This window comes from Paenibacillus periandrae (assembly GCF_022458865.1).
GTDB classification, from domain to species: domain Bacteria; phylum Bacillota; class Bacilli; order Paenibacillales; family NBRC-103111; genus Paenibacillus_S; species Paenibacillus_S periandrae.
This window is the reverse complement of sequence record NZ_JAJNMU010000013.1, coordinates 131,737-155,227: the sequence shown is the minus strand read 5'-3', so window position 1 is coordinate 155,227 and position 23,491 is coordinate 131,737. Positions and strand designations below refer to the sequence as shown.

Here is a 23,491-nt window from a genome sequence, read left to right as displayed (position 1 = left end):
AATGGATATCAATCTAAGGCGTATCAAGATTATCGCTCTGTGCAAGAACGCTTTCAAAACCATCATAGCATTCTCTGCGTAGTTTGTAAATCCATTAAACAAACTTAGTATGTGCACATTGGTTACTTTCATGCTAAAATAATGCCAAACCATCCAGATGGGGGCTATCATGAAACAAACCGGAGATTTGAACCTGGTCAAAAAGATTAACAAGTCCATCGTACTTCACTATATACGCAACTATTCACCTATATCGCGAGCACGTATCGCTGAACAAACGGGACTTACGAAAGCGACGGTTTCCAGTCTGGTCAACGAGCTGCTGGAAAGTAGCCTTGCCAATGAAATTGGCACGGGCGAATCGAGCGGCGGACGAAAGCCGATGATGCTGCTCTTTAATCGTACAGCCGGTTATGCGCTCGGCATCGACCTGGGTGTGAATTATATACGAGCCGTGTTAACTGACTTGGAGGGCACGATTGTAGAGCAATATAAGGTGCAGCACGATAACACGGTTTTGGAGCTGGCACTAGCTGAGCTGAAAGCCTGCATCCGCGAGATGCTTCGGCGTGTTCCACAGAGCGTCTATGGTATCGTCGGCATTGGTATTGGAATCCCGGGAATCAGCAACGGGCAGGGTGATGTATTATTTGCGCCTAATCTGGGCTGGACTCATGTCCCCCTGCAGCGTATCATCGAAGAGGAGTTTGGCATTGCCGTCGTGATCGATAACGAAGCTAATGCGGGAGCTGTTGGGGAAAAGGAATTTGGAGCAGGCCGTGATGCAGCCGATCTTGTATACATCAGCGTGGGGATAGGAATCGGCGCCGGAATTATTATCAAAGGAGAGCTGTTTCGCGGCTCTTCCGGATTTTCAGGGGAGATCGGGCATATGTCGATCCAGCACGATGGCAAACCATGCCGCTGCGGAAACGCGGGCTGTTGGGAAATGTATGCTTCGGAAAATGCATTATATGAAGCAGCGAAAAATGTATTGAATACTCAATCTGTCGATATGGAAACTTTGCTGTCGCTTGCGGAAAAGGGTGAGTCTTCCGTCATCAAGCTGTTTGAACGGGTAGGACACTTTCTCGGTGTAGGTGTGGTGAACATTATTAACGGATTTAACCCAGAGCTGATTATTATCGGAGGGCGCCTCGCAGAGGCGGGACAGTGGCTGCGTCCGACCATGCTGCAATCACTGGAAGGGCGTTCGCTGCCTTATCCGCGTGAACGGCTGCAGATCGAATTTTCCCAGCTTGGTAGCAGGTCCGCGGTGCTTGGGGCTTGCTCCTTTGCGATTAGCAAGTTTTTTGCATCGACGAAAGTGTCGGTGGAATAGAGGGATAAGCGCTCAACCCCATCTCACTTTATTTGAGTGGGGTTGGAAGGGCTGGAGTAGCGGGTGGAAAAGGGTAGGGTAGAGGACGTTTGCCATAAATCGCTTCCGAAGGCAGCTTGTCCAATGTAATGACATAAGGATGGTTGTATACCATACGCAGGTGATAATCGGAATTGATTTTACCATCCATCAAAAATTTTTCGTGCCACGTATTAAAGTACATCCATCCAACCTTATTTCTTTTGAGCTGACGAGGGTCTGGAATCGGTCCATTCTCCGTATAAGCAACGAGCTTTTTCCCATTGCCCATTGCGACGACAGTATCATACACACTCATCAGCGTGCTGTAATCCCCAGCTTTAATGTAACGATCGATTCCTAAAATATCCACGTATTGATTTCCCGGATACCAGTCCTTGGAATATTTGGTGTCAGACGTTGTCCAGATCCAGATGAGATTATTAAGCCCATGAAACGTAGTAAACCGTTCAAACATGATCGCATAGAGCTGTTTGGCTATTTCGGGTCCTTTTGAGCCCCACCAGAACCATCCGCCTTCAGCTTCATGCAGCGGACGCCACAGGATCGGGATTTTGGCATCTTTAAAGCGTTTTAAGGTTTGTGCCATTTGATCCAGGTCCTTCAACAACGCATTATGCTCAGGAGTACCGGGCTGAACGGCTTTGGCGGCATCAAAGCTTGTATTGGAGGTCATAAATTCTCGTTCATTCATCGGGGCAGACCAATGCCACTCCACGGAAACGAGGCCACCGTATTTGGCCCATTCTATCGCATTGTCCCCAAAATCGGTAGCTGTAAATCCTGCGACTGCAGGCAGCTTACCCGTTTGCTTATAAATGTAGTTGGCTTCATTCGATGAGCTGCGCTGCTGACCGGCAAGAATGCTTTTTCCATATTGAGAGGTTAAATACGACATTAAGGCTTGAGCTTCAACCGATGGCTGAGGGCTAACCAGCTTGTTCGATACAGGGGCAATGGCAGGGCGCTCCTGCAAGGGACCGATACGGATATAATCGACATCAAAGTAACCCCAATACGTAGTGATTTCTACGATATTGTCACCTTCATCGAGATAAATCTGGCCAAACTCGATATTTGTAAATACCTCGGATTGGGGAAACATTTTTTCACCGGCAGTGCTGCCGTTGATTTCAATATTGTTGGTTTTATCACCACTTGGAGCTGCATATCGGATATCCAGAGGGTAGAAGCCTTCTTGATCCACATGTACGGTAAATTGCAAAGAATCGCCTGCAACTTCAAAGCCGGTTACATAGCCGGTGCCTGAATAATCGGGCAGCTCCTGAGAAACGATAGTTCCAATCCGTAACGCATCCTCTGCTTCATATACCGAATAGGTCGCAGGATCCTCGGACTCGGCGTACGCTGTGCTCCAGGCTATACATAGTAAAATAAGGGTGACCCACCCGAGTTTACGTAGCGAAATCAATGTAAAAACGTGCATGGTCCGTCTCTCCTGTTCGTAAAGTCTGTTAATGGAAGTGGTTTTGGATAACGAGACATCGACTGTAGTAAGCTTGTCCATATTTTCCCTTAGTTTACTTGGAAATAGTCAGTAAATCAATTAAATCAGGCGATTTTCGACAGGTGCCAATCACGTTTGAAAAATTACATATATTTCATAAAGCGCTTGCTTTTTAAATCGGGCCATGATATTATTAAAACATTGAAATAGATGGAACCTTAATTCAGATATTGTAAAGGGTTTTCATTTCTATAATGGAACTTTTCACAATGTGTGAATTTTTATTTTTTAAAGAAATAAAAAAAGATCATGTTAAATATTTTTTGGAGGTAATACACATGGCACAAACAGGTACAGTAAAATGGTTTAACGCAGAAAAAGGTTTCGGTTTTATCGAAGTTGAAGGCGGAAACGACGTATTTGTACATTTCAGCGCAATCGTTGGCGAAGGCTTCAAATCTTTAGACGAAGGCCAACGCGTTGAGTTCAACGTGGTACAAGGCAACCGTGGACCACAAGCGGAAAACGTTGTTAAACTGTAATTCAAATAAAAATGCTCTCAACTTCGGTTGAGGGCATTTTTTTCGTTCTCATTTTATTATGATTTGGACGTCACTCATTTAACTTGTGGTTGCTGGCATGTGCGATAAGATGGCGTTCTTTACCTGCTGCATGGTAGCGGCTAGTTCAAGATTTTCAAAAACATGCTCACATTCCTTGCGATAAGAAACCTCTTCAATATAATGATCCAGATAGTGTCGAATAACCTCATCCGAAACGTTACGAGCCTCAAGTCTTTCCAGAATCAACTGTTTGTTAGCATAAATGAATAGACGAATTGCCCGATCCTGGAATTCATATTTGAATTTGTTGGCTCCCGATCGATTGACGATTACATAGGCGACAGGATGGTTGGCGAATGCAGCCTCGACATCGGATTTTTTGATCCCATAAAAGTGATTATCGATCTCGGCCGTCTGTATGAATTCACCGCGAATATCAGCATCGATAAATTCCCTGCGAGTGGTGAAATAGTAAGCCTGACCATGAATTTCGTGAGGCCGTGGTTCACGGGTGGTGTGAGAAATAATGTGCTGCAGCCCAAGCTCCTTGCTTAATTGATGGGCAATGGTTTTTCTGCCGGCTCCGCTGGTTCCTACAAAAACAAATATCGTACCCTGTTCGATTTCGCTACGCATACAATGACCTCCCAAAAATCATTTTTTGATGAGGATGTCTTGTTCAGTTGCCCAGGATGCTATTTCCTTCTACGTCTATTATAGTACAAATATTCAGAAAATTAAATAAATAGTTTGCGCTTTCATAGCTTCTGAGACTTGGTATGGACAAATGAAGGGACGAAACGTAGTATGGTAATGAGGGTCTTCAACAAGACCTGCTCTGAAAATTTAATCGAGGCTGGAGAGATGGCAAGTGTCTATAAATTGTATTTATTGTAACCGCGACGAACGTATTGATAATTTAATGATCGAGATTGGGCAAATGCGCGTTTCTACGTTATTTTTGTTCAAGGAGCAGACTCATAAGGGTCGTTGTGTCGTGGCGCTTAATGAGCATCAGCAGGAGTTTTTTCACCTTTCCCAGGAGAAGCAGGATGCTTATATGCGCGATGTTGCCCAGGCTGCCAAGGCGATTGAGTCGGCTTTCGCACCGGGTAAAATCAATTATGGCGCATTCGGTGATACGATGCCGCACGTGCATTTCCACGTCGTACCGAAATATGAGAACGGTGCCGCATGGGGCAAAATGTTTGAAATGAACCCTGGAGAAACGTATTTGACAGACGAAGAGTATCAGGAAGTCATCGATAAGCTGAAGGCTGCCCTATAAGCATTCTAATAGGCGATCGAAATGGCAGGAGCTGCTATGGTGATACGCTGTTGACCCGTAATGGAATCCCGATGAACCGCCACCTGGAGGTTCATTTTTTGTTGGGTGTTCACCGCTGATTCTCCAACTATTGTGGAATGGTAGGATATGCTTAAGCTGTTGGCATCCTGATAACGGGCCAGCTCATGGGCATGAAGGCTATCGGTTACATGCAGTTGTAGAGTAGGGCTTAGCCCAGGCTGCTGCGAAGATGCGTATGGTGATGTATCTGCATCTATATTTCCTTGAATCATCACATTCCAGCTGGACTGAATTCCAAGAGCTTGCAGCTGAGTATTCCACAGCTGTTGCAAATCGTGCAGGGTATTAATTCCGTCTGTTTGAAGTGTTTCGGCAGTCAGGCTCAATTGTGTGCTTCCATCGGAAAAGCCGATCCACAACAGACTCGCCTGAATCGTGTCCGTATCCTTCAGTGTGAATCTATTGAGCAGTACGTCCTGCTTATGGATCGGGTTCAATGGAGCTTCAAGCTTAAAGGTGGTGCTTATGAGCTGCGCGGTTTGACGAAAATCACGCTCTTCCTTATAGGGAAGAAAGGCGCTTGTATGCTTCAAGGTCACTTTTTTATTAGAAGCAATAATCGAATCAGCTAATGGGAGCAAGCGCTGCAGATCTCCATCCGAGTGCGGGCGCAATGTCCAGCCTTGGGCTGCTGCTTCAAATGTCAATACGAGGGTAATTATTACTATACATGTCCAACTGATGGTTGCTCTCATCGCTCTGTCCCTTCGACTGCAATCTATCATTCTATGAAAAAAACGATTCTAGTAAAAGGATAGGCAATAGTGAGCTGAAATATACATGATAGATAGGTTTGCATACAAAAAAAGGCGCCTTCTCCAAATGGAGGGGTGCCTTTCGGTTATGAGCGAATCTTCATTCGCACCGTATTAGTTTACTTTGTGGTGATTGTTGAGTAACGGGAGCATTTTCGAATTTTTGACCATCTCTGATTTGCATATAGGGCAAAGTGGGCTTTTTTGCAGAGAAAAGTTTTCTCGCATCCAGCACGAACATCCTTCTTTACTGCACACCCAAACGGATGTCTGCTCTTCTTGAACCGGTTCCATGTTTTTCTTGGAGAAATACAATGTAGAACCCCTCCTTCAGTTTGTGCGCTGCATTCCAACATGAGAACTATGGATGGTCTTGAACTGAAAAAGAACTGCCCAAGTCCGAGCAGTTCCCCCCTCATCATGAAACCTTACAGTTTCACTACGTTTTCTGCTTGAGGTCCACGGTTGCCTTGAACAACGTTAAATTGTACGCGTTGTCCTTCATCAAGGGATTTATAGCCATCCCCTGTAATAGCGCTAAAATGTACGAATACATCTTTGCCGCCTTCAACTTCAATAAAACCGAAGCCTTTTTCGGCGTTAAACCATTTCACTGTTCCTGTTTCCATCTTCTTAAAAACCTCCAATAAATGTTTACTCTTATTTGCATGAATAAGAAAATTCACACATTATAAAGATTACCCCAAAATTTACTGTAATAATCTTTATAAGATGTGAATTTAACAGATACAATATTGTGAATGTTCTGATTATACCATAATTTCAGTACCATCACAACCAAATACTGTTTATTTCACTTGCTTTGGAGCATGCCTGGGGGGTAGCTGTCCATACTTTATTGTATCCAGATTTGTCCAAATCATTCCACTTTTTTTAGTTGTCTGCAGGCTGGTTTGACGGATGAACCGATTTCGGAATTTTGTCGGCAATTTGCTCGAAAACATCCAGAAACACGGTCAGCTTGTCGGCATCCAAATCATTTAAATAGCTGCCGATAATTTCTCTGCGAAGCTGCTGAAGCTGCTCTAAAACTTCATGTCCACGATCCGTCATATCGATGAATACGACTCTGCGATCCTTATCATCATGGCGACGCTGGACGACCCCCTGAGCGATCAAGCGGTCAATCATGACGGTAATGGCGCTTGGTTTAACTTCCATTCTACCTGCAAGATCGGTCACTTTACAGGGACCTGTTTTGGAAATGAAATGCAGCATCACGAACTGCTGTCCGGTTAGCTTTAGACTGGTGTGTGATGTAAGTTCAGGTCCGAGCCTGCGTACAATCGTCCAAAGGGCGGTTTCAAAGCGCTCGGTCTGACTTGTCTTGGTTTCATGGCCGGAATCCATTGTATGAGTAACACCTCCGTGAACTATTAATGATGTAAGTTCGGCTATCGCTGCGGCTTGTTATAGCGTCTGCGGCATTTGTCTATTGCTCTGCCTACGATTACTATATCATGCGTATTGTTAATATGTAATCAAATTACTGTTAAATTCAGCTTTCGTTAAAATGTACGAAGAGCGTCTAATCGTTGAACGATATAGGTTGGATGCGCCTTCGGATTTAACCAGATGAGACTGGGTCTTCATATAGTCAACCCTGACAATGTTTGATAAGATAAATCATAAAGCGACAATCACAGATGAGGATTTGAATTCCACATGGTTACATTTAGGGGAGTGCTATGATCAACGGACGATTTGAGGAGCTTGTCTCAGCTGAGCAAGGGAAGCTGTGGGACGAAAGAGGATATGCAAGCTGCTGGGAGCATTATGCGGACGAGCTGCAATTATTGGATTTGAGGCTGCAGTGGTTGTATTTACGAAGGAAGAAAAGGATGACGGAATGGCAGGCTGATCCTTTTAATGGCATGTTTGTTTCCGAAGAGGAATTTATGGGCTTGATTAACGCTGGAGCTCCTCTGTCGGAGTATGATCAGGAAGCTGAACTGCTGCTGGATCAACTGCAGGAGTCTGAAGAGGCAGTGGGTCGGAGGCTTGCGCAAAGTGAGCTGATGGGCGTCTTTTTGCCGCTTCCTTATATAGAACGGACCTTTGGTATGCAGTCATGGGAACGTCAATGTATCATGACCGCGTTAGCGGTTGAGTTGGACCGTAAATATGAAAGGATCTTTGGGTTTCTGATTGATGATCTGACTGCCAAACACCCGAATATCAGCTTGCTGCTGCAGCTGGCTTGCCGTGATCTGGAGGAAATGAGTGCGGCGCGGTTATCGCTGTCCCCATCGGGGAAGCTGGCCAAGTATATGCTTTTTAAGGAATCGAGCGAGCTTGCGACCCGTTCCATGCTTTCGAAGCTCGTCATTCTGGATCGGCGGATGGTCCGGTTTTTGCTGGATGAAACGGTCCTTCATTCGGAAGAAGAGCTGTTTCGTGTAACGAAACGTCACGCGCTGGACGAGTCGCTGCCGCAGCTGCGTACCGGTTTGGAGCTGCAGGACCAGCTGCAGTCATTCGTAAGGGAGATGTATGCCCCGGTCAAAAAGGAACGAAAGCTGATCGCTTTTTATATATGGGGCCCATCAGGCGCAGGTAAAAAACTGCAGGTGCAGCATTGCTGCCGTTCCTTTGGCAAGCCTGTGTTGTTCGCAGATTTGTCGGCTATGCTGCTGCAGGACAAACCCTTTGATCTGCTGCTGGATGAGGTGCTGAGGGAAGCCATATTGCATCAGGCGATTCTCGGACTGACCCACATGGAGGTGTTATTTCCCGAAGAGCCGGATCTGCTGTCCCGTCAGCGCCTTCAGGCGGTGTACCAATGTTTGAACAGCTATAATGGACTGCTGTTTTTATTGGCAGACAAACATCAACGATTATCCTCCGAGCTGAAGGATAGGATGGTTATTGATCTTGAGATTCCGATACCGGATGATGAACAGCGGCATATGTTGTGGGAAAGCTTCGCCTTGGAGCATGGACTGGATTATAAGGTTGATTGGGCGGTATTCGGCAGCAAGTTCCGTTTTACACCTGGACAAATCATCAGGGCGTTAATGCTGTCACAAGGTTTTGCGGCTTGGAACAGCAGTGGAAATTCAAAAAATGCAGCTCATGGAGACAATCGGTCCGGGAGTGCTGTCGTTGAGGCCGCGCTGTACAAGGCATGCTTCATGCAGGTGCAGCATCGTTTGGCCAAGAAGGCAGTACGGATTCAGCCCAAGTATGCGTGGGAGGATATTATTTTACCGACTGAGCAAAAGGAGCAGCTTCGCCAAGCCTGCAACCAGATGAAATATCGCAGTACGGTATACAGCAGATGGGGCTTTGAGCGTAAGCTGGCATACGGCAAAGGACTAAGCATGCTGTTCGCAGGTCCTCCGGGAACGGGAAAGACGATGTCTGCCCAGGTTGTCGCCAATGAGCTTCAGCTGGAGCTCTATAAGATTGATTTATCTCAGGTCATCAGCAAATACATTGGCGAGACGGAAAAGAATCTGCATGAAATTTTCGAAGAGGCCCGTCTTAGCAATGCGATTTTGTTCTTTGATGAGACTGACGCCTTGTTCGGCAAACGTTCCGAGGTCAAGGATTCCCATGACAAGTATGCTAACATTGAGACCGCCTATCTGCTGCAAAAAATGGAGGAATATGAAGGAATCACGGTACTCGCCACCAACCTGCTGAACAATATCGATGAAGCTTTTATTCGAAGGATCAGTTATATTATTAAATTTCCTTTTCCTGATGAGGAGCACCGCGAGAAAATATGGCGATCGATGTTTCCGAAGGAAGCGCCGATTGGTGATGACGTCGATTTCAAATATGTGGCTTCCAAATTTCAGGTGGCTGGCGGTTATATTAAAAATATTGCCGTATCCTCCGCCTTTATGGCCGCTGATGCGGGGACTGTTATTGGGATGCGACATATTTTGCAGGCTGTCAAATATGAAATGCAAAAAACAGGTAAAATTTGGAATAAAGATGATGTTGATATGTATTAAATAATGGTAAAGGCGTTTATCTAACGATCATTGGAGATAAACGCCTTGTTTGGCTTGATAAAATTGTGATATCTCTCACAATTCAATTTCGCCATTACTGTGGTACGATAAGATTGTATGAAGGTTATCGAGTATTTCTCTCATCACATAAAAATGGAATTTGCAGACTATTGTCATTAAATAGTTCAAATGAACCATAGGAAGTGGTAGTCAAGCCTTGGAAATACACTTATAATAGAAAAAGGAAACTTAAATCGACATGAAATTCTCTATTATTACAAGGAGATCTGGCGAATGCTGACATATAATGTGAGGAGTGATTTCCGATAGGCGATTATACGGTGATTGCCGATGTGGGCGCCTCTTTACTGAAGCTGCTCAGGGAACATATGACACCAGATCCTATCCCACAGCCGGAGCTGATTGGTTTGGCTTCACCTGCAGATAAGGGTGATCTCTACCTTTCGCTATTTTTGTACAACATTCTGGAAAGCGGGGATAACCGTCAAACCCGGATGGTTGCAAGAGGGACGGATTCTATTCAGTATCCACCTATGACTGTCAATTTATATTACTTGCTCACGGCCCACTCTTCAGCTGAGCTTCAATCAAGGGTCGTGGATGAGCATCGTATTTTGGGCAGGGCGATGCAGGTGCTATACGATCATTCTGTGCTTCGCGGACCTGCTGCAGTAGGTACTTTAGCTGAGGCTGGCGAGGAAGTACGCGTGGTTATGGACACGCTCACAGGCGAGGCTTTAACAAGAATGTGGAATTTTGCAGATATTCCTTTTCGCCTTTCCATAGGTTATGTAGCAGGCCCGGTACATATCGATTCGACTAGAATCAAAACGACGAAACGAGTTACAGAAAGAGACTTCCGAATTCAAGGGTAGGAGGACCGAATGGAGCCAACTCGAATATCAATGATGAAATCGCGTGTTTCACTAGCAGTTTGCCTCTTGGATTCATTCACCTTAGGTCCCCCTCTCGGCAGTAATACGAAGATCGCTTTGGAAGAGGCGGTATGCAAGCCCGTTGTTAAAGCACAAGGCTATTACATTTTTACCGACCTGCAGGAAGGTTTGTACCGACTGCGGGTGCTTGTGCAGCATTATTTTGAAGAGTGCGTTGATGTCCGGATAGGTCCCAAGGACCAGTTGGTTCATGTCTCACTCACACCTCGTCCCTCCTATCCCTTTCATGATAAAGCGACCTTGCTTCGCGTCAATGTCAAGAATGCAGGGGGGGCCCCTTGCTCAGGTGCATCGCTGCTGGCTGTCCCTTTGACTGAGGAAGTGGCGAGAGCAAGGTTAGCCCAGGACCTTGCAGGGCAGGGAGAGAATGAGCTGATGCTTGGTTCTGTAACCGGAAAAATTGGGATTGGCGATCGATTTCTCATTCGCGGACGCAATGCGAAGGCCGATGAGGAGCTGTGCTGCGTTGCTGCTGTGCTGGAGCACCAGCGCAAAGTGCGGCTTGTCGAGCCGTTAAAAGGTTCTTACAATAGGGGGGCGCTGCTGCTGCCTGTCGTAAAATCCAGATCTGACGAGCATGGCGAGGCTGTTATGGCCTTTGCCAGCTGCAGAGCCAAGCAATTCGATCTCAAACTCAATATTACGCATGGTGACCTCTCCCTTTTGAAGGAGGTGAACCTCGCGGAGGGCGGAACGACATTAGCTGGCAGCTTATGCTTGAATCCATCGGCAACACCTTCAAAAGCTTCAAAACGCGTTATTTAACATTGTTAGCAGATCGGATTTATCCATCTTCTATAATCCACAAGCAGAGAGGAGAGAACTGGTTTCATTCTGCAAAGAAACGATTTCGGCTCATAGGGCGAGACGGTGCAGATCGATGAAACCGGGGAATAATGGCTGAGTATTTATCACCGGGAGTCTATGTAGAAGAATTCGATAGTGGCGCACAGCCGCTGGAAGGTGCAAGTACAAGCACGGCAGGCTTCATTGGGTTGGCACAGAGAGGGGAGATCGAAGGTGTCCCTCTGCTGATTACAAGCGTAGCTGATTTTCACCGTAATTTCGGCAGTTATTTATCTGAAAATGCTTTTGGCGACTACCGTTTTCTGTCTTACGCGGTGGAACATTTCTTTCTCAATGGCGGTTCACGCTCGTACGTTATGCGGGTAGCTCCTTCCGATGCGAAGCTTGCTACCAATCAGGGCGGGGATAATAAAGAGTCGAAGGTACTTAGCATCAGCTCGAAAAACCCGGGCGCTTGGGGTAACCAGATTCGTCTTGTCGTAGTACCATCAAGCAAGGCCAAGACTCAAATTTTTGACATTATCGGCGAGCCTGGGGAATCCAAGCAATATCGCGTAAAGAATAATGCCGGCTTCAACGTAGGGGACGTCGTTGCTTTCGAGAACGCAGGTGACAAGCAATACAATCGCGTCGTCTCCTCACTCGACAATATTATTGAGCTGGAAAGCGTGTTGGATGGTGAAGCGGATGTTATCGATGTTAATCTGCTGCCAGCTAAAGTTCTGACTACATGCGAGTTCACACTTCATGTATTTTATGGTGATGAGGCTGAATCGTTCGAGAAATTATCATTAAATGTAGCTGCTGCAAACCATGTTGAGAAAATCCTGGTTCGCTCCAACATTATTTCCGTGAAGGATATCAGTAGTGAATATGGCGATCTTGGAGCGACTGCTCCATTTGAAGCATTATCTGGTGAGCTGGAGGAGACGGGCAAGTTCCTGATCTCGCTTGCAGGCGGCAGTGATGGCTCTGTGGCCAATCTGGCAGCTTCCGACTTCATGGGTCAAGATCGTGGCCCTGGCAAAAGAACCGGAATCCAATCCTTCATCGACAACGACGTTGTAAGCATTATGTCCATTCCAGGTGTAACGGACCCTAATGTTCAATTGTCACTTGTAGCGCATTGTGAAAATCTCGGCAGCCGTTTTGCGATTCTGGATGTGCCGCGTGAGAAAACCAAAGTAGCGGACGTTATGACGCACCGCAATATTTTTGACAGCAACTATGCAGCGATGTACAATCCTTGGCTGCAAGTGTTTGATCCGCTCGATAAGCGCAATATTTATATTCCGCCGTCCGGTTCGATGGCCGGTATTTACTCACGCTCCGACCAAACCCGCGGTGTGCAAAAAGCGCCTGCCAACGAGGTTGTACGTGGTGCTGTAGGTCTGGATTGCCAATACAATAAAGGTGAACAGGATATTTTGAATCCACAGGGCGTCAACTTGATTCGTGCTTTCCCGGGACAAGGTATTCGCGTATGGGGTGCACGTACAACTACGTCGAACGGTCTATGGAAATATGTCAACGTAAGAAGGCTGTTCATCTTTATCGAAGAGTCGATCAAGAATGGTACAAACTGGGTTGTGTTCGAGCCGAATGATGAGCAGCTATGGGCTCGTGTACAGCGTACGATTGAAGCATTCCTTACCCGCGTATGGAGAGATGGAGCCCTTATGGGAGGCAGTCCGAGTGAAGCATTTTATGTGAACATTGGTCGCTCAACCATGACGCAGGATGATATCGATAATGGTCGTCTGATTTGCATTATTGGAGTTGCGCCTGTAAAACCGGCGGAATTCGTCATCTTCCGGATAACTCAAAAAACAAGAGAAGAATAGTATTTCTCTAAACTTTGAGTAGGGAACTTGTCATGAACCATACGAAAGGGGAAAAGTGAATTATGACTGGCGAGCGTAGAGATCCATATAGAAATTTTCGATTTAGAGTAGAGGTTGAAGGTATTCAACAAGCCGGATTTAGCGAAGTATCAGGTTTTGATGCGTCTCTGGCTGTGGTGGAATATCGTGAAGGCAACGAAACGATCACGGCACGCAAGCTTCCGGGATTGGCCAAATACGGCAATATCAGCTTGAAGTGGGGAACTACTGACTCCATGGACATGTATAATTGGATGCAGGAGTCGATTGAAGGTAAAGTTGCACGCAAAACCGTTACGATTATTGCAATCGATGAAGAGGGCGGCGATGTAGCAACCTGGCAGGTTATCGAGGCATGGCCTTCCAAGTACACAGCTCCGAATTTTAATGGTACAGGCTCTGAAGTAGCAATTGAATTTTTGGAATTGTCGCATGAAGGCATGACACGCACGGCGTAACAATTACATGGGGGAACAAGAGGAGGGATAGGGCGTGTACCGCTGATCCCATCTCTTGTTTTCTTAACTTAATGCTTACGAAGTAAGCGTTCCAAAAGGAACGCTCAGCTTATGCTTACGTAGATAGTTTTGCGAAGCAAAACAAGATTATGCTTACGAAGTTAGCGTTCCAAAAGGAACGCTTTTAGGAGGAAAACCAAATGGCATTCAAGACAGAATACGAATTCGATCTTCCCCGAGGTTATGTGGATGACAGCGGTACCCTGCACAAAAGAGGAATTATGCGGCTTGCAACGGCAGCTGACGAAATTTTGCCGATGCGGGACCAACGTGTACAGCAAAATCCTGGCTATCTCACGATTATTTTACTAACGCGTGTTATTACGAAGCTTGGCGATCTGAGAGCGATTGATACTCGGGTTGTAGAAAAGATGTTTACCGCAGACTTGGCTTTTTTGCAAAACTTTTACCGCGAAATCAATGAAATGGAAGTGCCCAAGGTTCATACTATTTGTCCGAAGTGTGAGCATGAATTTGATGTGGATGTGTCTTTTATCGCCGGGATGGAGGAGGCATAGTCGGTTACCCCATTGACAAGATTTACGAGGAGGCCGGTTTCATCGCGTACTATTTTCACTGGCCTCACGATGAGATCATGTTGATGGAGCATCGGGAGCGCAGGAAGTGGTGTGACGAGATTTCCAGAATCAACCGTAATATGAATGATGATAAACCGGATAATAATCCGTTTGATGTATTCAATAAGAGGTGAACAACAGATGAGCGAGTCCTCCAGAAGAAATGAGATTAGTGCGCCCTTGAGGTTTGAGGTCGAGCTGGATGGATTGTTTGTGGGCGGTTTTACGGAGGTGACGGGGCTCAACTCGGAGATCGAGCTGGTTCCTTATTCGGAGGGCGGCTTGAACGATTATGTCCATTATTTTCGCAAAGGCGTAAAAAATCAGAGGATTATACTCAAGCGGGGAATTACGAAATCAAGCGATCTGTGGGACTGGTACGCAGATGCCTTAAAAGGCAAAATTGTCCGTCAAAGCGGCTCGATTATTTTGAATCATATATCAGGCAGTGAAATTTGCAGGTGGAATTTTCTTGAGGCTTATCCTGTGAAATGGAGCGGTCCCGATATGAACTCAACGAGTACAAGTGTTGCTATTGAATCCATTGAACTGGTGCATAACGGCTTGAAAACGGTTTTCAGCAAAAAATAATCGGGTAGGGGGACTGGCATGAAATCCCGAAAATCACATATCCCCCATACGACAGCCGGTAAGCTCGGCAGGTTGAACGTTCCACAGCGCAAGCAGGACGACGGCAGCGGCTCGGCACGTCTTACTCGACTTTTTGCTGACAGCATTATAGGAAAATACGGTTTTTGGCGCCAGGATTATTTTGGACGTCTGTCATTGGTATTTCGCGAAATGGCAGGAGCAGACGACGAAGAGCGGGACGATGGTTCGGCGAAATGGCGGCGCATGGTCGAACAACTGAAAGCCCAACTGGCCGCACTCCAGCATAATGGAGCGAAGCAAATCATAACTCGTACAGAAACGGTCCATCGACTTGAGCGGTTGATTCATTATTACAGTGGTATGGCAGGGACAAACCGGAGCAAGCAGGCATTGATTCAAAAGAAATCTTCTGGAGCAGCACCGAAGGCCATGCAGAGCAGTGTCACGCCGGTTGAAAAAAGAAATCAAGCCGGGGCTGGTAGTATCTCAGCTACTGGAACGGACAAAATGTCAACGGCTCGATTGAAGCCTGATACCCGTACAAAACTTACGCCAAGGGATGCAAAAGAGACAAAAGGCAGCAAAAAGCAGCTTCAACAGGCTGAACAGAACGCTCGTACTCGTCGCCAGGCAGCGAAGCAAACGAATGCTGAATTGGTCAACAGGAAGGGCAACCGACAGGAGCCTGCTCAAGCTGCAGGACAGCCGCCAGCGTTGCCGCCAAGTCAGGACAAGCTTTCGGGTAAAATTCAGGAAAATCAGCAGTTGGCGTCGCTGGGTCAATTACCCCCACAACAGCAACAACTGCAGGATGAAAAGACAGCTTTAGCGCATGGACATAAACGGGAAAAACGCGTTTCGGATGAGCACGTTGCCCAAGATCAACAGCAAATTACAGAAGCTGTACAAAATCAGATTGCCAATCAAAAGCCTGATGCGGCAGCAGACGAAACAATGGAGCTTCAAAATCGGCAAGTGACGCAGCATGCGCCAATCGGTTCAGAGCTTTCACTTCCAGCTGAGCCTTTGGAATTGACAACTACACAACGGGGTGCTGTAAGATGGGCGCCGGATAATAACAAGCAGCGAAGCGTGCAAATTTCACTGCGTATAGGGCAGATTGTGCACAATAAGGAATTGAACTCAGGTTCAGCAATACCGCTTCGAATGCTGACGCAAAATGAGCCAATCAGCTATTTGCAGCGTCGTTCTTCAACCACTGCCACATCTCCTATGGTTTGGCGAACCCGTGCTGGTGAAACGGGTACTACGACTAGCTATAAGGAAGCAGGCCAGCAGCTGCAATGGCAGCAGGCAGCACCTGATCAACAGAGCTCTGCCAGAATGAGTCAACGCGTAGTCTATCAAGCTCGCAGTGATAAAGAAATCCAATCAGCCATGATTCAACGGCAGCATGAAGGAAGGCTCCTGCCTGGTCGCAGGCACGCAGCGCAATCACTCTGGTCTATGATTTCACAGGCAACGCTGCCAGGACGGACCAAGCAAAGTGGGAACATACAGCACCATTCTTCAAGCGTTAGCCAGCAAAGACGCATGGCGGAGATTTATAGTACTAGCTTAAACCAAAGATTAAACCATGATGATCGCAACAATAGCTTTATTAAAAATGATAATCATGCTGGGAAGAGATGGAGTGATGGTTCATTACATCAACAAGGGAGTGCGGAATCGCGCAGTTCAATCACCCAGAGAAAGACATCTTCTTTCCAGCTTGCACATACAGCTAACCCGATGTACCCTGTATCCATTAATCGAAGATTGCGATTTGAACATTCCAATCCAAGGTTTACAGGAAATTATAGGCGATATCCGCTCATGGAGATTGCGTCCCAATCTGCTGAAAGGAATCTTCCGCAGTTAGAAAATAGGGGGGATCTTGCAAGCAGACCACCTGTCGACACAGCAGCAACATACCGAGCACTATCGGTTCAACGACGACAAGGGACATCTGAAAAGATACTTGCTGTACGTGAATCTGAACCTGTATATGAACAGAATAGTGAAGCCTATCGTAGGGTTAACTCAGTCTATCGAGACACTCAGCTATCTCCAGATTACGCTAGGCAAGAGAGGCTAGTACGAGGTTCGAATTACAGTATCTCACACGAAGTGTCAGTATTCGACAGGAGGGCAGGGCAACGTCAATCGATTTATCGAAAATCTGATAATGATGTTCGCCGGTTGGATGACCGGATGGCTTTACCCTTGCCGGCACTATCCTTGATGCTGCTTAAAGCATGGAAGCCTGCTGTTCTGGACAACAATCGTGGGCGTGAGCAGGGCGTAAGAACTCGGTTAACAAGTAAGCCAATGAATGCTCTAAGTTTAAGCTATACGCAGGCAAGCTTGATGCAACCATATGCAGCGTTGAATAATAGGCTTAGCATGCAACGGAATTCAGGAACATTGGCAGATAACGCTGCAACCAAGCGAATAAATGCCCTAAAGAATACGCAAGCAAATGTGAGACAGCCAAACGTAGCTCAGGATGATAGTCTGAGCATTCGACGAAGTTCTGTAATATTGGCCGGTAACGCTGCAGCAGAGCGAATGAATGCCCTAAGCTTTACGCAGCCAAATGTGAGACAGCCAAACGTAGCTCAGGATGATAGTCTGAGCATTCGACGAAGTTCTGTAATATTGGCCGGTAACGCTGCAGCAGAGCGAATGAATGCTCTAAGCTATACACAGCCAAATGTGAGACAGTCATACGCAGTTCCGAATAATAATTTCAGCATTCGACGAAGTTCTGTAATATTGGCAGATAACGCTGCAACCAAGCGAATGAATGCTCTAAGCTATACACAGCCAAATGTGAGACAGTTATACGCAGTTCCGGATAATAGATTCAGCATTCGACGAAGCCCAAGAACGTCGACAGAAAACACAGCACCAACTCAAAATTCGGCAAGGACAGCTGCGTTTAGGGCTGGAGTTCAATCAGCAGATCTTGAAGGAAAGCCGGATGCGCCTCATGGCTTTAACAGTAAGACTAGAGGCATCATATCAAGCTTCAACGCCAGACCTGCTGTATCAACCCTGCAGCTTCCTGAGATAACTGCTTTAAGACAGCTCCAATGGATCGGCGCTGGTCAGGCTCTAATTCAACAGAGGCAAAACAGAAATACGATCGAGCAAATGAAGACAGGCAGCTATAGTCAGAGTGGACAGGTATTAAACCGAAGGTTGGATTCGGTTTCTGTGATTCAATCCGCATCTACCGCTGCAAGATGGAGTAACCAGTCCGGGCATAATGAGGGCGCACTGATAGATCGTGTATCCAATGTACAAAGAGGTGGGGCTGGGAAGATAGGGAGTTCGAATCTATCTGAACGCTTTTCTTACTTTTTGGGGAACCGAACCGGTGCCGTGAATGAGTTGCCTGTGACAGAACGAATTATGGCGTCACAGCTACCAGCCCGTAGTCGAACAGCAGCTCAAGTCAGAGCCTCCAGTCCGCTCATACTTGCGGCCGCGTTGCAGCATTTTCGACGACTCGATGAACCGTCTAAAGAGTCTTTGCAAACCGCCAAGCTAGCTCAGAGGAGAAGTCTTAATCCATTAATCGATAAGGCTGATCATACTGAATTCTACAATCAGACCACTCAGGTGCGTGATGAGCGTAGCGGGGCATCAGCCTTAACAAGCGCTCCTAAAAAGTGGATCGAGCTTTGGCAGCCTTTATCTGGATCAGGCCCGGGCCTTTCCAATCCGGTTAAGTTAGAATCGCGATTAGGATACGCTTTAAGATCAGGGCTAAGCCCACGAGCCAAAGAAGAACCTGTATCACTGCATCGTACAGAGAGATCAGTAAATGGCTTACGTATTCAAAAGACTACAGATCGATTAAATACAGGTCATTTTGCTGGTGAAGAGCCTCCAATTATTAGGCAGACAAAAACTGCAGCAGCTGGAGACGCAGCTAGGAGATCATCTAAACCGAACGCAGGGGTAATGGCGGGTACGATGACGGGGCTTCTGGCGATTCCTGGTGGTTCAAGATCAGGATCAAGCCTGCAACAAGTATTACAATCAACATTAATTCAAAGATCGCTTTCACAATCACTTTCACAATCATTATCTCAATCAACAACAAAACCAACAACGCAATCAATTCGAGCACCCATCTCATCAGAATCGAGAATGTTGCCTGCTATTAAGCCAAAGCTGGTAACTGGTGAAGCCGAAGCGTCTATTCAACGAAATCGGTTTGCTAAAGGTAGTTCAGTCGTAATCCAGGCCTCATTGCGTGAACGGGACATGGCAAGCAGAGCAAATAATGAAATTAGAATTTTGAAAGCACGGAGTATGGCAAGAAGCGATTTTCACATAAGCCAATCGGCTCCGCCTGCTGTACGTTCATATATAGCACGAGATGCTGCAGGAACAACATCAAGCTTGGTACCAAGAGCTGCATTAACGGAAGCAAACTCGATTTCACCGCATCGCTCTGGAGCATTACATAGATCGCGGCAATTATCGCAGCAAACGATGACCAATTCTGCAGGGAAACGTTTTATGACGCCACACCAAGAGGCCATTATTGCTGCAGGAGCCAAATCAGCGACAAGGGATCGTTGGCAACCTTCACCATCTAAGGAAATAACGCATAGTCTCATTAGCAGCCTCAGCACGCTTCGTTCAAACATGGCTACGGCGCCGATATTGAGCGAACCAGCGGGTATCGGAAAGAAAGACAGCGTTTCGACTACATCTGGCTACCAGGGATCAAGCCTGCAGATGGCTCCCTTAAGATCAATCTTAAAAGGGCAGGGAGCTCCTGCTTTAAAGGGGTCTGTTTTTGTACAGGGTTCTGTTTTAGATAGATCAGCCTTAAATAGATCTGCCTTGCAAGGCTCAGTCCTGAATGGATCTGGTTTACAAGGATCTGTCTTACAAAGAACAGCTGTACACAGAGCAGACAAAGAACAGCCCTATGATCAAGCTGCACAAGTGTTTCAAAGAACAAGCAATTTATCCAGCACCGTACAGCGTAGATTGCATGATAAGGGTCGTATCCTGACAGATCAACCAAATCATAGTAGCCATATGGGGACAGTGTCCACAGCTGCCACAATGAACACCGGAGGTACGATTCATTGGCAGCAGGATGTGCGCAGCGACATAAGCATAGCAGACCATGCCAAGCAGCGAATGAATAATTCTGCAGCAGTCAGGCCGACGGTTGCAGCAGAGCAGGATCGCACTAAGCCTGCATTTGACGGGTTTAAGGGGCGTCCTGTCTTGGTTAGACAGCGAGGTGGCAGCAGTAGCCGCCTCGCAGACGGCTCCGCACAACCTGCAGCAGTACGCATGCTTCGAAAGGCTGCATCGCTTCCTGCACCAGACCCGATCACAAGGAAGTCGGAAACGGTCGGAATTAAGAATCAGCCTGAACAGGGGGCAGGAACTCACAGACCCATGCTGAATACGAGCAGCGGAACTCAATTATCTGTGAAGCGCATTTCGCAATTCAGGCCGCAGGCCGTTTATAGCAAGTCCTCGCAGCAGTCAGGCTCAGAAAGCAAAGAGAGGGTTGCAGCAGACAATCATCAGAGAGCAACAATTCAATTCCAAGGCAAGCTGCGATCTTTGGCACAGGCACCTACTTCGGTAAGACCACACAAGTGGGAGAATACAGCAGATCATCACGTGCAGCCAAGATTAGGAAATCCCGGGGCGAGCGCAGCAGCTGGCGATATTTTCACACATTCACAGCAGCAATCGGCATCACTTGGAAAACCGGGTGCACTACTGGAGCATAAGCAGCCGACGTCCGAATTGAGCCAGTCTGAGGATCTGAATACACCTATTCTGGAGCTGTTAAGACGACAACGACAGCCTGAACCGGAGGAATTCACGGAAACCATACAATCCATGGAGCCGCTTGAACTTACAAAAGAACAAATTAATGAGCTGATCAAGCAGCTTCCACAGCTGGATGTTAATCATATTGTAGATAAGGTAACACGTGAGCTGGAGAAACGGATGCGGTTTGAACGTCAGCGGCGTGGCAGGTAACCGTGTAGTTGCCAGCTTTATCCCATCGGGTTTAGAACAAAATAGGATAGGCACGAACCAGCGAACGGTTCCAGGATGCAAGGAAAGGGATGGAAACCATTGTCACTTACAAAAGCAAAGATCATTGTCGATAAAGGTACAAGTAAAGAAGAGATCGATGTTATGTTCAATCCAACTGAATACGACCACAATTTAAGTAACAAGTATTCTTGGAAAGTGGTCCCAGGTCTTTCAATGCCGATCGGTCAGTTCGTATCCGGAGAGACCAGTAACCTGTCGATGGATTTCTTTTTTGATACCTCGGAGGCGGCTACTGATGTTCGAAATTACACCCGCAAAATTGCCGAGCTGCTAAATGTGGACAAGGATTTGCACGCGCCGCCGGTATGCCGGTTTGTGTGGGGTTCGATTGATTTTAAAGGCGTCGTTATCTCGGTTAGTCAAAAATTCACGATGTTCCTGGATACGGGAATTCCGGTTCGTGCCAAGCTGAAGGTGGTCTTCCATTCGTGGCAGACGAAAAATGAACAGCTCAAAGGGATCCCGCGTCAATCCGCAGACCGCACCAAGCAAAAATTATTAAAGCAGGGGGAGCAGCTGTGGCTGATGGCCGCCTCTGAATATGAAGATCCGGGGTTATGGCGCGAAATTGCTCGGGCCAATGGGATTGATAATCCGTTAAAGCTGGACCCGGGCCGCAGAATAACCGTTCCAAGGCTGGAGTGATGAACAATGGCAGAGCTTAAGCTGGATAGTGGGGAGTTTACAACGGACCAGCTGGGAAAAAAATACCGCGATTTTTTTTCCCCGGCTTTCGAAATCTTGGTAAATGGAAGCAAAATAGCCGATGATATTGCGATCTCGATTTTAAAAGTAGAAAGCAGTCTGGAAGGGACGGCAGATTCTTTTTTCTTTCAGATTACGAACGCTTTTGATTTGGAACAACGAGAATTTTCATGGCTTAACGATGTATTTGTACTTGGCAAAGCGGTAGAAATCAAGCTTGGATATGTGGATAAGCTAACGACGGTTTTTCAAGGGTACATCACCTCGGTTACAGCTGATTTTTCGGACGACACGACACCGAATCTGCTCGTTCGCGGTATGGATATGTCATACTTGATGATGAAGGGCTCCAAATCGAAGTCTTGGACCCAAAAAAAATATAGTGATATAGCCAAGGAAATTGCCGGTACGTACGGCATCAAGACACAGGTGGACGATACAACGACTATGTACAATACCGTATCGCAGAATCAGATTGATGATTATCACTTCATTCAATATTTAGCCGATCTGGTGCATTATGATTTTTTCATAGTTGGGAAAACGATGTACTTTCGCAAGCCGCTTACGGAAATGACACCGGTTGTCGAATTGCAGTGGGGCACGACGCTGCTTTCGCTGTCGATAGATATGAATCTTGCCGACCAAATTACGGAAGTCACAGTGCGTGGCTGGGATAATAAAAAGCTGGAGGTCGTGGAAGCCACAGCTACAACCGTAACCAAGCTTGGCTCTAATTCCAAGACGGGCAAAGATATTTTGAAAGCACAAGGTACTTATAAAGAGCATGTGTATACCAACATCGACTCTCAGGATGAAGCGAAGACGCATGCGGAGGCCTTATTGAATAAAAGATCCATGAAGCTGATCAATGGTCATGGGGAATGCATGGGTATTCCGGAAATACGCGCAGGACGCTACATCAAGCTTAGTGGAATCGGCAGCAAGCTGAGCCAGCCCTATTATATTATTTCGACACTGCACATTGTGGATGATTCCGGCTATGTAACACGATTTCAAGTTGGGGGGAATGCGGTGTGATGAATTACCCGGATTTTTCATTCCGTGGGATGTCCGAGCCAGTCTTTCCAAAGATTGATGGCGTGATGGTGGCGATTGTAACGGATAATAAAGATCCCGATGGCTTGGCCAGAGTCAAGCTGCAGCTCCCGCTGCGGGAAACGGAGACGGAAACCGACTGGGTTCGAATAGCGACTTTGATGGCAGGTAAGGACAGGGGAAGCCTGTTTATTCCCGAAGTGGGGGATGAGGTGCTGGTCGCTTTTCATCTGGGCGAGATTCGCCAGCCGTTCGTGATCGGGGTGCTGTGGAGCACGAAGCAGCCTTCGCCCAAAGCCAATGATAAGAACGATATCCGTCAATTCAAATCACGTGCAGGCCATGTGCTGACCTTTGATGATAATGATAGTGATGGTAAAGTGACGATCAAGACGAACAAAGGTCAAACGATCGAATTTTCCGACAAGGCGGATACGATAGATATTCAGGAGCAGAGCGGCAATAATGCGATTCAGATCAAAGGCGGCTCGGCTAACGAGATTACGATTAAAAGCAGCACCTCGACCATTTCATTAAATGCCAAGGGTGATGTGAAAATCGAGAGCACCAAGGCGATTAATATCAAATCGACGCAGGTCAGCATAGAAGCATCGGCAACGATGGCCTTGAAAGCAGGCGCTTCGCTGGATATCAAATCCGATGGAATCATTAACATTAAAGGCAGTCTGGTCAAAATCAATTAGCAG

Annotated in this window: 21 protein-coding genes; 15 read left to right on the top strand and 6 right to left on the bottom strand. The window is 46.6% G+C overall.

What is annotated here, in order from left to right; genetic code table 11:
• Nucleotides 1-169 precede the first annotated feature (169 nt).
• The gene (locus LRL21_RS22475) at nt 170-1,342 is read left to right on the top strand and encodes an ROK family transcriptional regulator (protein ID WP_240418023.1); all 1,173 of its coding nucleotides are present in this window, start codon (nt 170-172) and stop codon (nt 1,340-1,342) included.
• Nucleotides 1,343-1,370: 28 nt separating this feature from the next.
• Here LRL21_RS22475 and LRL21_RS22470 read toward each other — a convergent pair whose 3' ends face one another.
• Entirely contained in the window at nt 1,371-2,828 is a 1,458-nt protein-coding gene (locus LRL21_RS22470; RefSeq protein WP_240418022.1) for a glycosyl hydrolase, read from the bottom strand.
• 359 nt (nt 2,829-3,187) lie between these two features.
• On the opposite strand from LRL21_RS22470, the gene LRL21_RS22465 reads away from it, so the two are divergent.
• The gene (locus LRL21_RS22465; protein WP_240418021.1) at nt 3,188-3,391 is read left to right on the top strand and encodes a cold-shock protein; all 204 of its coding nucleotides are present in this window, start codon (nt 3,188-3,190) and stop codon (nt 3,389-3,391) included.
• Between the two features lie 78 nt (nt 3,392-3,469).
• Here LRL21_RS22465 and LRL21_RS22460 read toward each other — a convergent pair whose 3' ends face one another.
• Nucleotides 3,470-4,048, bottom strand: a complete 579-nt coding sequence (locus tag LRL21_RS22460) for a guanylate kinase (RefSeq protein WP_240418020.1) — start codon at nt 4,046-4,048, stop codon at nt 3,470-3,472.
• 235 nt (nt 4,049-4,283) lie between these two features.
• On the opposite strand from LRL21_RS22460, the gene LRL21_RS22455 reads away from it, so the two are divergent.
• Nucleotides 4,284-4,700 carry an HIT family protein gene (locus tag LRL21_RS22455; RefSeq protein ID WP_240418019.1) on the top strand — a complete coding sequence of 139 codons (417 nt, stop codon included), beginning with the start codon at nt 4,284-4,286 and terminating at the stop codon, nt 4,698-4,700.
• Nucleotides 4,701-4,705: 5 nt separating this feature from the next.
• Here the strand turns inward: LRL21_RS22455 and LRL21_RS22450 are convergent, their stop codons facing one another.
• From LRL21_RS22450 to LRL21_RS22435, 4 genes are all read right to left on the bottom strand, one after another.
• Entirely contained in the window at nt 4,706-5,476 is a 771-nt protein-coding gene (locus tag LRL21_RS22450; protein ID WP_240418018.1) for a YwmB family TATA-box binding protein, read from the bottom strand.
• Nucleotides 5,477-5,650: 174 nt separating this feature from the next.
• Nucleotides 5,651-5,851: a cold-shock protein gene (locus LRL21_RS22445; protein ID WP_076230409.1), complete on the bottom strand. Its 201-nt coding sequence runs from the start codon at nt 5,849-5,851 to the stop codon at nt 5,651-5,653.
• A gap of 113 nt (nt 5,852-5,964) precedes the next feature.
• Nucleotides 5,965-6,165, bottom strand: a complete 201-nt coding sequence (locus LRL21_RS22440; protein WP_028549128.1) for a cold-shock protein — start codon at nt 6,163-6,165, stop codon at nt 5,965-5,967.
• A 265-nt stretch (nt 6,166-6,430) separates the two neighbouring features.
• Complete coding sequence (locus LRL21_RS22435; RefSeq protein WP_240418017.1) at nt 6,431-6,907, bottom strand: MarR family winged helix-turn-helix transcriptional regulator; 477 nt, start codon at nt 6,905-6,907, stop codon at nt 6,431-6,433.
• A gap of 338 nt (nt 6,908-7,245) precedes the next feature.
• Here LRL21_RS22435 and LRL21_RS22430 point away from each other — a divergent pair, with 338 nt between their 5' ends.
• The 12 genes from LRL21_RS22430 to LRL21_RS22380 all read left to right on the top strand — a co-directional run bounded on the left by LRL21_RS22430 (nt 7,246) and on the right by LRL21_RS22380 (nt 23,488).
• A complete protein-coding gene (locus LRL21_RS22430) occupies nt 7,246-9,522 on the top strand; it encodes an ATP-binding protein (RefSeq protein ID WP_240418016.1) in 2,277 nt (758 codons plus the stop codon).
• 341 nt (nt 9,523-9,863) lie between these two features.
• A complete protein-coding gene (locus tag LRL21_RS22425; RefSeq protein ID WP_240418015.1) occupies nt 9,864-10,418 on the top strand; it encodes a Pvc16 family protein in 555 nt (184 codons plus the stop codon).
• A gap of 9 nt (nt 10,419-10,427) precedes the next feature.
• The gene (locus tag LRL21_RS22420) at nt 10,428-11,264 is read left to right on the top strand and encodes a hypothetical protein (RefSeq protein WP_240418014.1); all 837 of its coding nucleotides are present in this window, start codon (nt 10,428-10,430) and stop codon (nt 11,262-11,264) included.
• Between the two features lie 131 nt (nt 11,265-11,395).
• Nucleotides 11,396-13,150: a phage tail sheath family protein gene (locus LRL21_RS22415; protein WP_240418013.1), complete on the top strand. Its 1,755-nt coding sequence runs from the start codon at nt 11,396-11,398 to the stop codon at nt 13,148-13,150.
• A 62-nt stretch (nt 13,151-13,212) separates the two neighbouring features.
• Complete coding sequence (locus LRL21_RS22410) at nt 13,213-13,647, top strand: phage tail protein (protein WP_076230405.1); 435 nt, start codon at nt 13,213-13,215, stop codon at nt 13,645-13,647.
• 200 nt (nt 13,648-13,847) lie between these two features.
• Entirely contained in the window at nt 13,848-14,225 is a 378-nt protein-coding gene (locus LRL21_RS22405; RefSeq protein ID WP_240418012.1) for a phage tail assembly protein, read from the top strand.
• The gene (locus LRL21_RS46335) at nt 14,222-14,419 is read left to right on the top strand and encodes a DUF6760 family protein (RefSeq protein ID WP_076230403.1); all 198 of its coding nucleotides are present in this window, start codon (nt 14,222-14,224) and stop codon (nt 14,417-14,419) included. Before LRL21_RS22405 ends, LRL21_RS46335 begins: the two co-directional genes overlap by 4 nt.
• Nucleotides 14,420-14,426: 7 nt before the next feature.
• Nucleotides 14,427-14,876, top strand: a complete 450-nt coding sequence (locus LRL21_RS22400; RefSeq protein ID WP_240418011.1) for a phage tail protein — start codon at nt 14,427-14,429, stop codon at nt 14,874-14,876.
• Nucleotides 14,877-14,894: 18 nt separating this feature from the next.
• Entirely contained in the window at nt 14,895-20,939 is a 6,045-nt protein-coding gene (locus LRL21_RS22395; protein WP_240418010.1) for a hypothetical protein, read from the top strand.
• Between the two features lie 99 nt (nt 20,940-21,038).
• Nucleotides 21,039-21,665 carry a CIS tube protein gene (locus LRL21_RS22390; protein ID WP_240418009.1) on the top strand — a complete coding sequence of 209 codons (627 nt, stop codon included), beginning with the start codon at nt 21,039-21,041 and terminating at the stop codon, nt 21,663-21,665.
• 6 nt (nt 21,666-21,671) lie between these two features.
• Nucleotides 21,672-22,766: a phage late control D family protein gene (locus LRL21_RS22385; protein WP_240418008.1), complete on the top strand. Its 1,095-nt coding sequence runs from the start codon at nt 21,672-21,674 to the stop codon at nt 22,764-22,766.
• Nucleotides 22,766-23,488, top strand: a complete 723-nt coding sequence (locus tag LRL21_RS22380; RefSeq protein WP_240418122.1) for a phage baseplate assembly protein V — start codon at nt 22,766-22,768, stop codon at nt 23,486-23,488. Before LRL21_RS22385 ends, LRL21_RS22380 begins: the two co-directional genes overlap by 1 nt.
• Nucleotides 23,489-23,491 lie beyond the last annotated feature (3 nt).

What these genes read in the sequence shown, in the direction of transcription:
- LRL21_RS22440 (WP_028549128.1), bottom strand. Translation starts at nt 6,165, where the DNA reads ATGGAAACAGGAACAGTGAAATGGTTTAACGCCGAAAAAGGCTTCGGT.
- LRL21_RS22405 (WP_240418012.1), top strand. Translation starts at nt 13,848, where the DNA reads ATGGCATTCAAGACAGAATACGAATTCGATCTTCCCCGAGGTTATGTG.
- LRL21_RS22400 (WP_240418011.1), top strand. Translation starts at nt 14,427, where the DNA reads ATGAGCGAGTCCTCCAGAAGAAATGAGATTAGTGCGCCCTTGAGGTTT.
- LRL21_RS22465 (WP_240418021.1), top strand. Translation starts at nt 3,188, where the DNA reads ATGGCACAAACAGGTACAGTAAAATGGTTTAACGCAGAAAAAGGTTTC.
- LRL21_RS22395 (WP_240418010.1), top strand. Translation starts at nt 14,895, where the DNA reads ATGAAATCCCGAAAATCACATATCCCCCATACGACAGCCGGTAAGCTC.
- LRL21_RS22415 (WP_240418013.1), top strand. Translation starts at nt 11,396, where the DNA reads ATGGCTGAGTATTTATCACCGGGAGTCTATGTAGAAGAATTCGATAGT.
- LRL21_RS22430 (WP_240418016.1), top strand. Translation starts at nt 7,246, where the DNA reads ATGATCAACGGACGATTTGAGGAGCTTGTCTCAGCTGAGCAAGGGAAG.
- LRL21_RS22380 (WP_240418122.1), top strand. Translation starts at nt 22,766, where the DNA reads ATGAATTACCCGGATTTTTCATTCCGTGGGATGTCCGAGCCAGTCTTT.
- LRL21_RS22460 (WP_240418020.1), bottom strand. Translation starts at nt 4,048, where the DNA reads ATGCGTAGCGAAATCGAACAGGGTACGATATTTGTTTTTGTAGGAACC.
- LRL21_RS22435 (WP_240418017.1), bottom strand. Translation starts at nt 6,907, where the DNA reads ATGGATTCCGGCCATGAAACCAAGACAAGTCAGACCGAGCGCTTTGAA.
- LRL21_RS22410 (WP_076230405.1), top strand. Translation starts at nt 13,213, where the DNA reads ATGACTGGCGAGCGTAGAGATCCATATAGAAATTTTCGATTTAGAGTA.
- LRL21_RS22470 (WP_240418022.1), bottom strand. Translation starts at nt 2,828, where the DNA reads ATGCACGTTTTTACATTGATTTCGCTACGTAAACTCGGGTGGGTCACC.
- LRL21_RS22450 (WP_240418018.1), bottom strand. Translation starts at nt 5,476, where the DNA reads ATGAGAGCAACCATCAGTTGGACATGTATAGTAATAATTACCCTCGTA.
- LRL21_RS22475 (WP_240418023.1), top strand. Translation starts at nt 170, where the DNA reads ATGAAACAAACCGGAGATTTGAACCTGGTCAAAAAGATTAACAAGTCC.
- LRL21_RS22385 (WP_240418008.1), top strand. Translation starts at nt 21,672, where the DNA reads ATGGCAGAGCTTAAGCTGGATAGTGGGGAGTTTACAACGGACCAGCTG.
- LRL21_RS22420 (WP_240418014.1), top strand. Translation starts at nt 10,428, where the DNA reads ATGGAGCCAACTCGAATATCAATGATGAAATCGCGTGTTTCACTAGCA.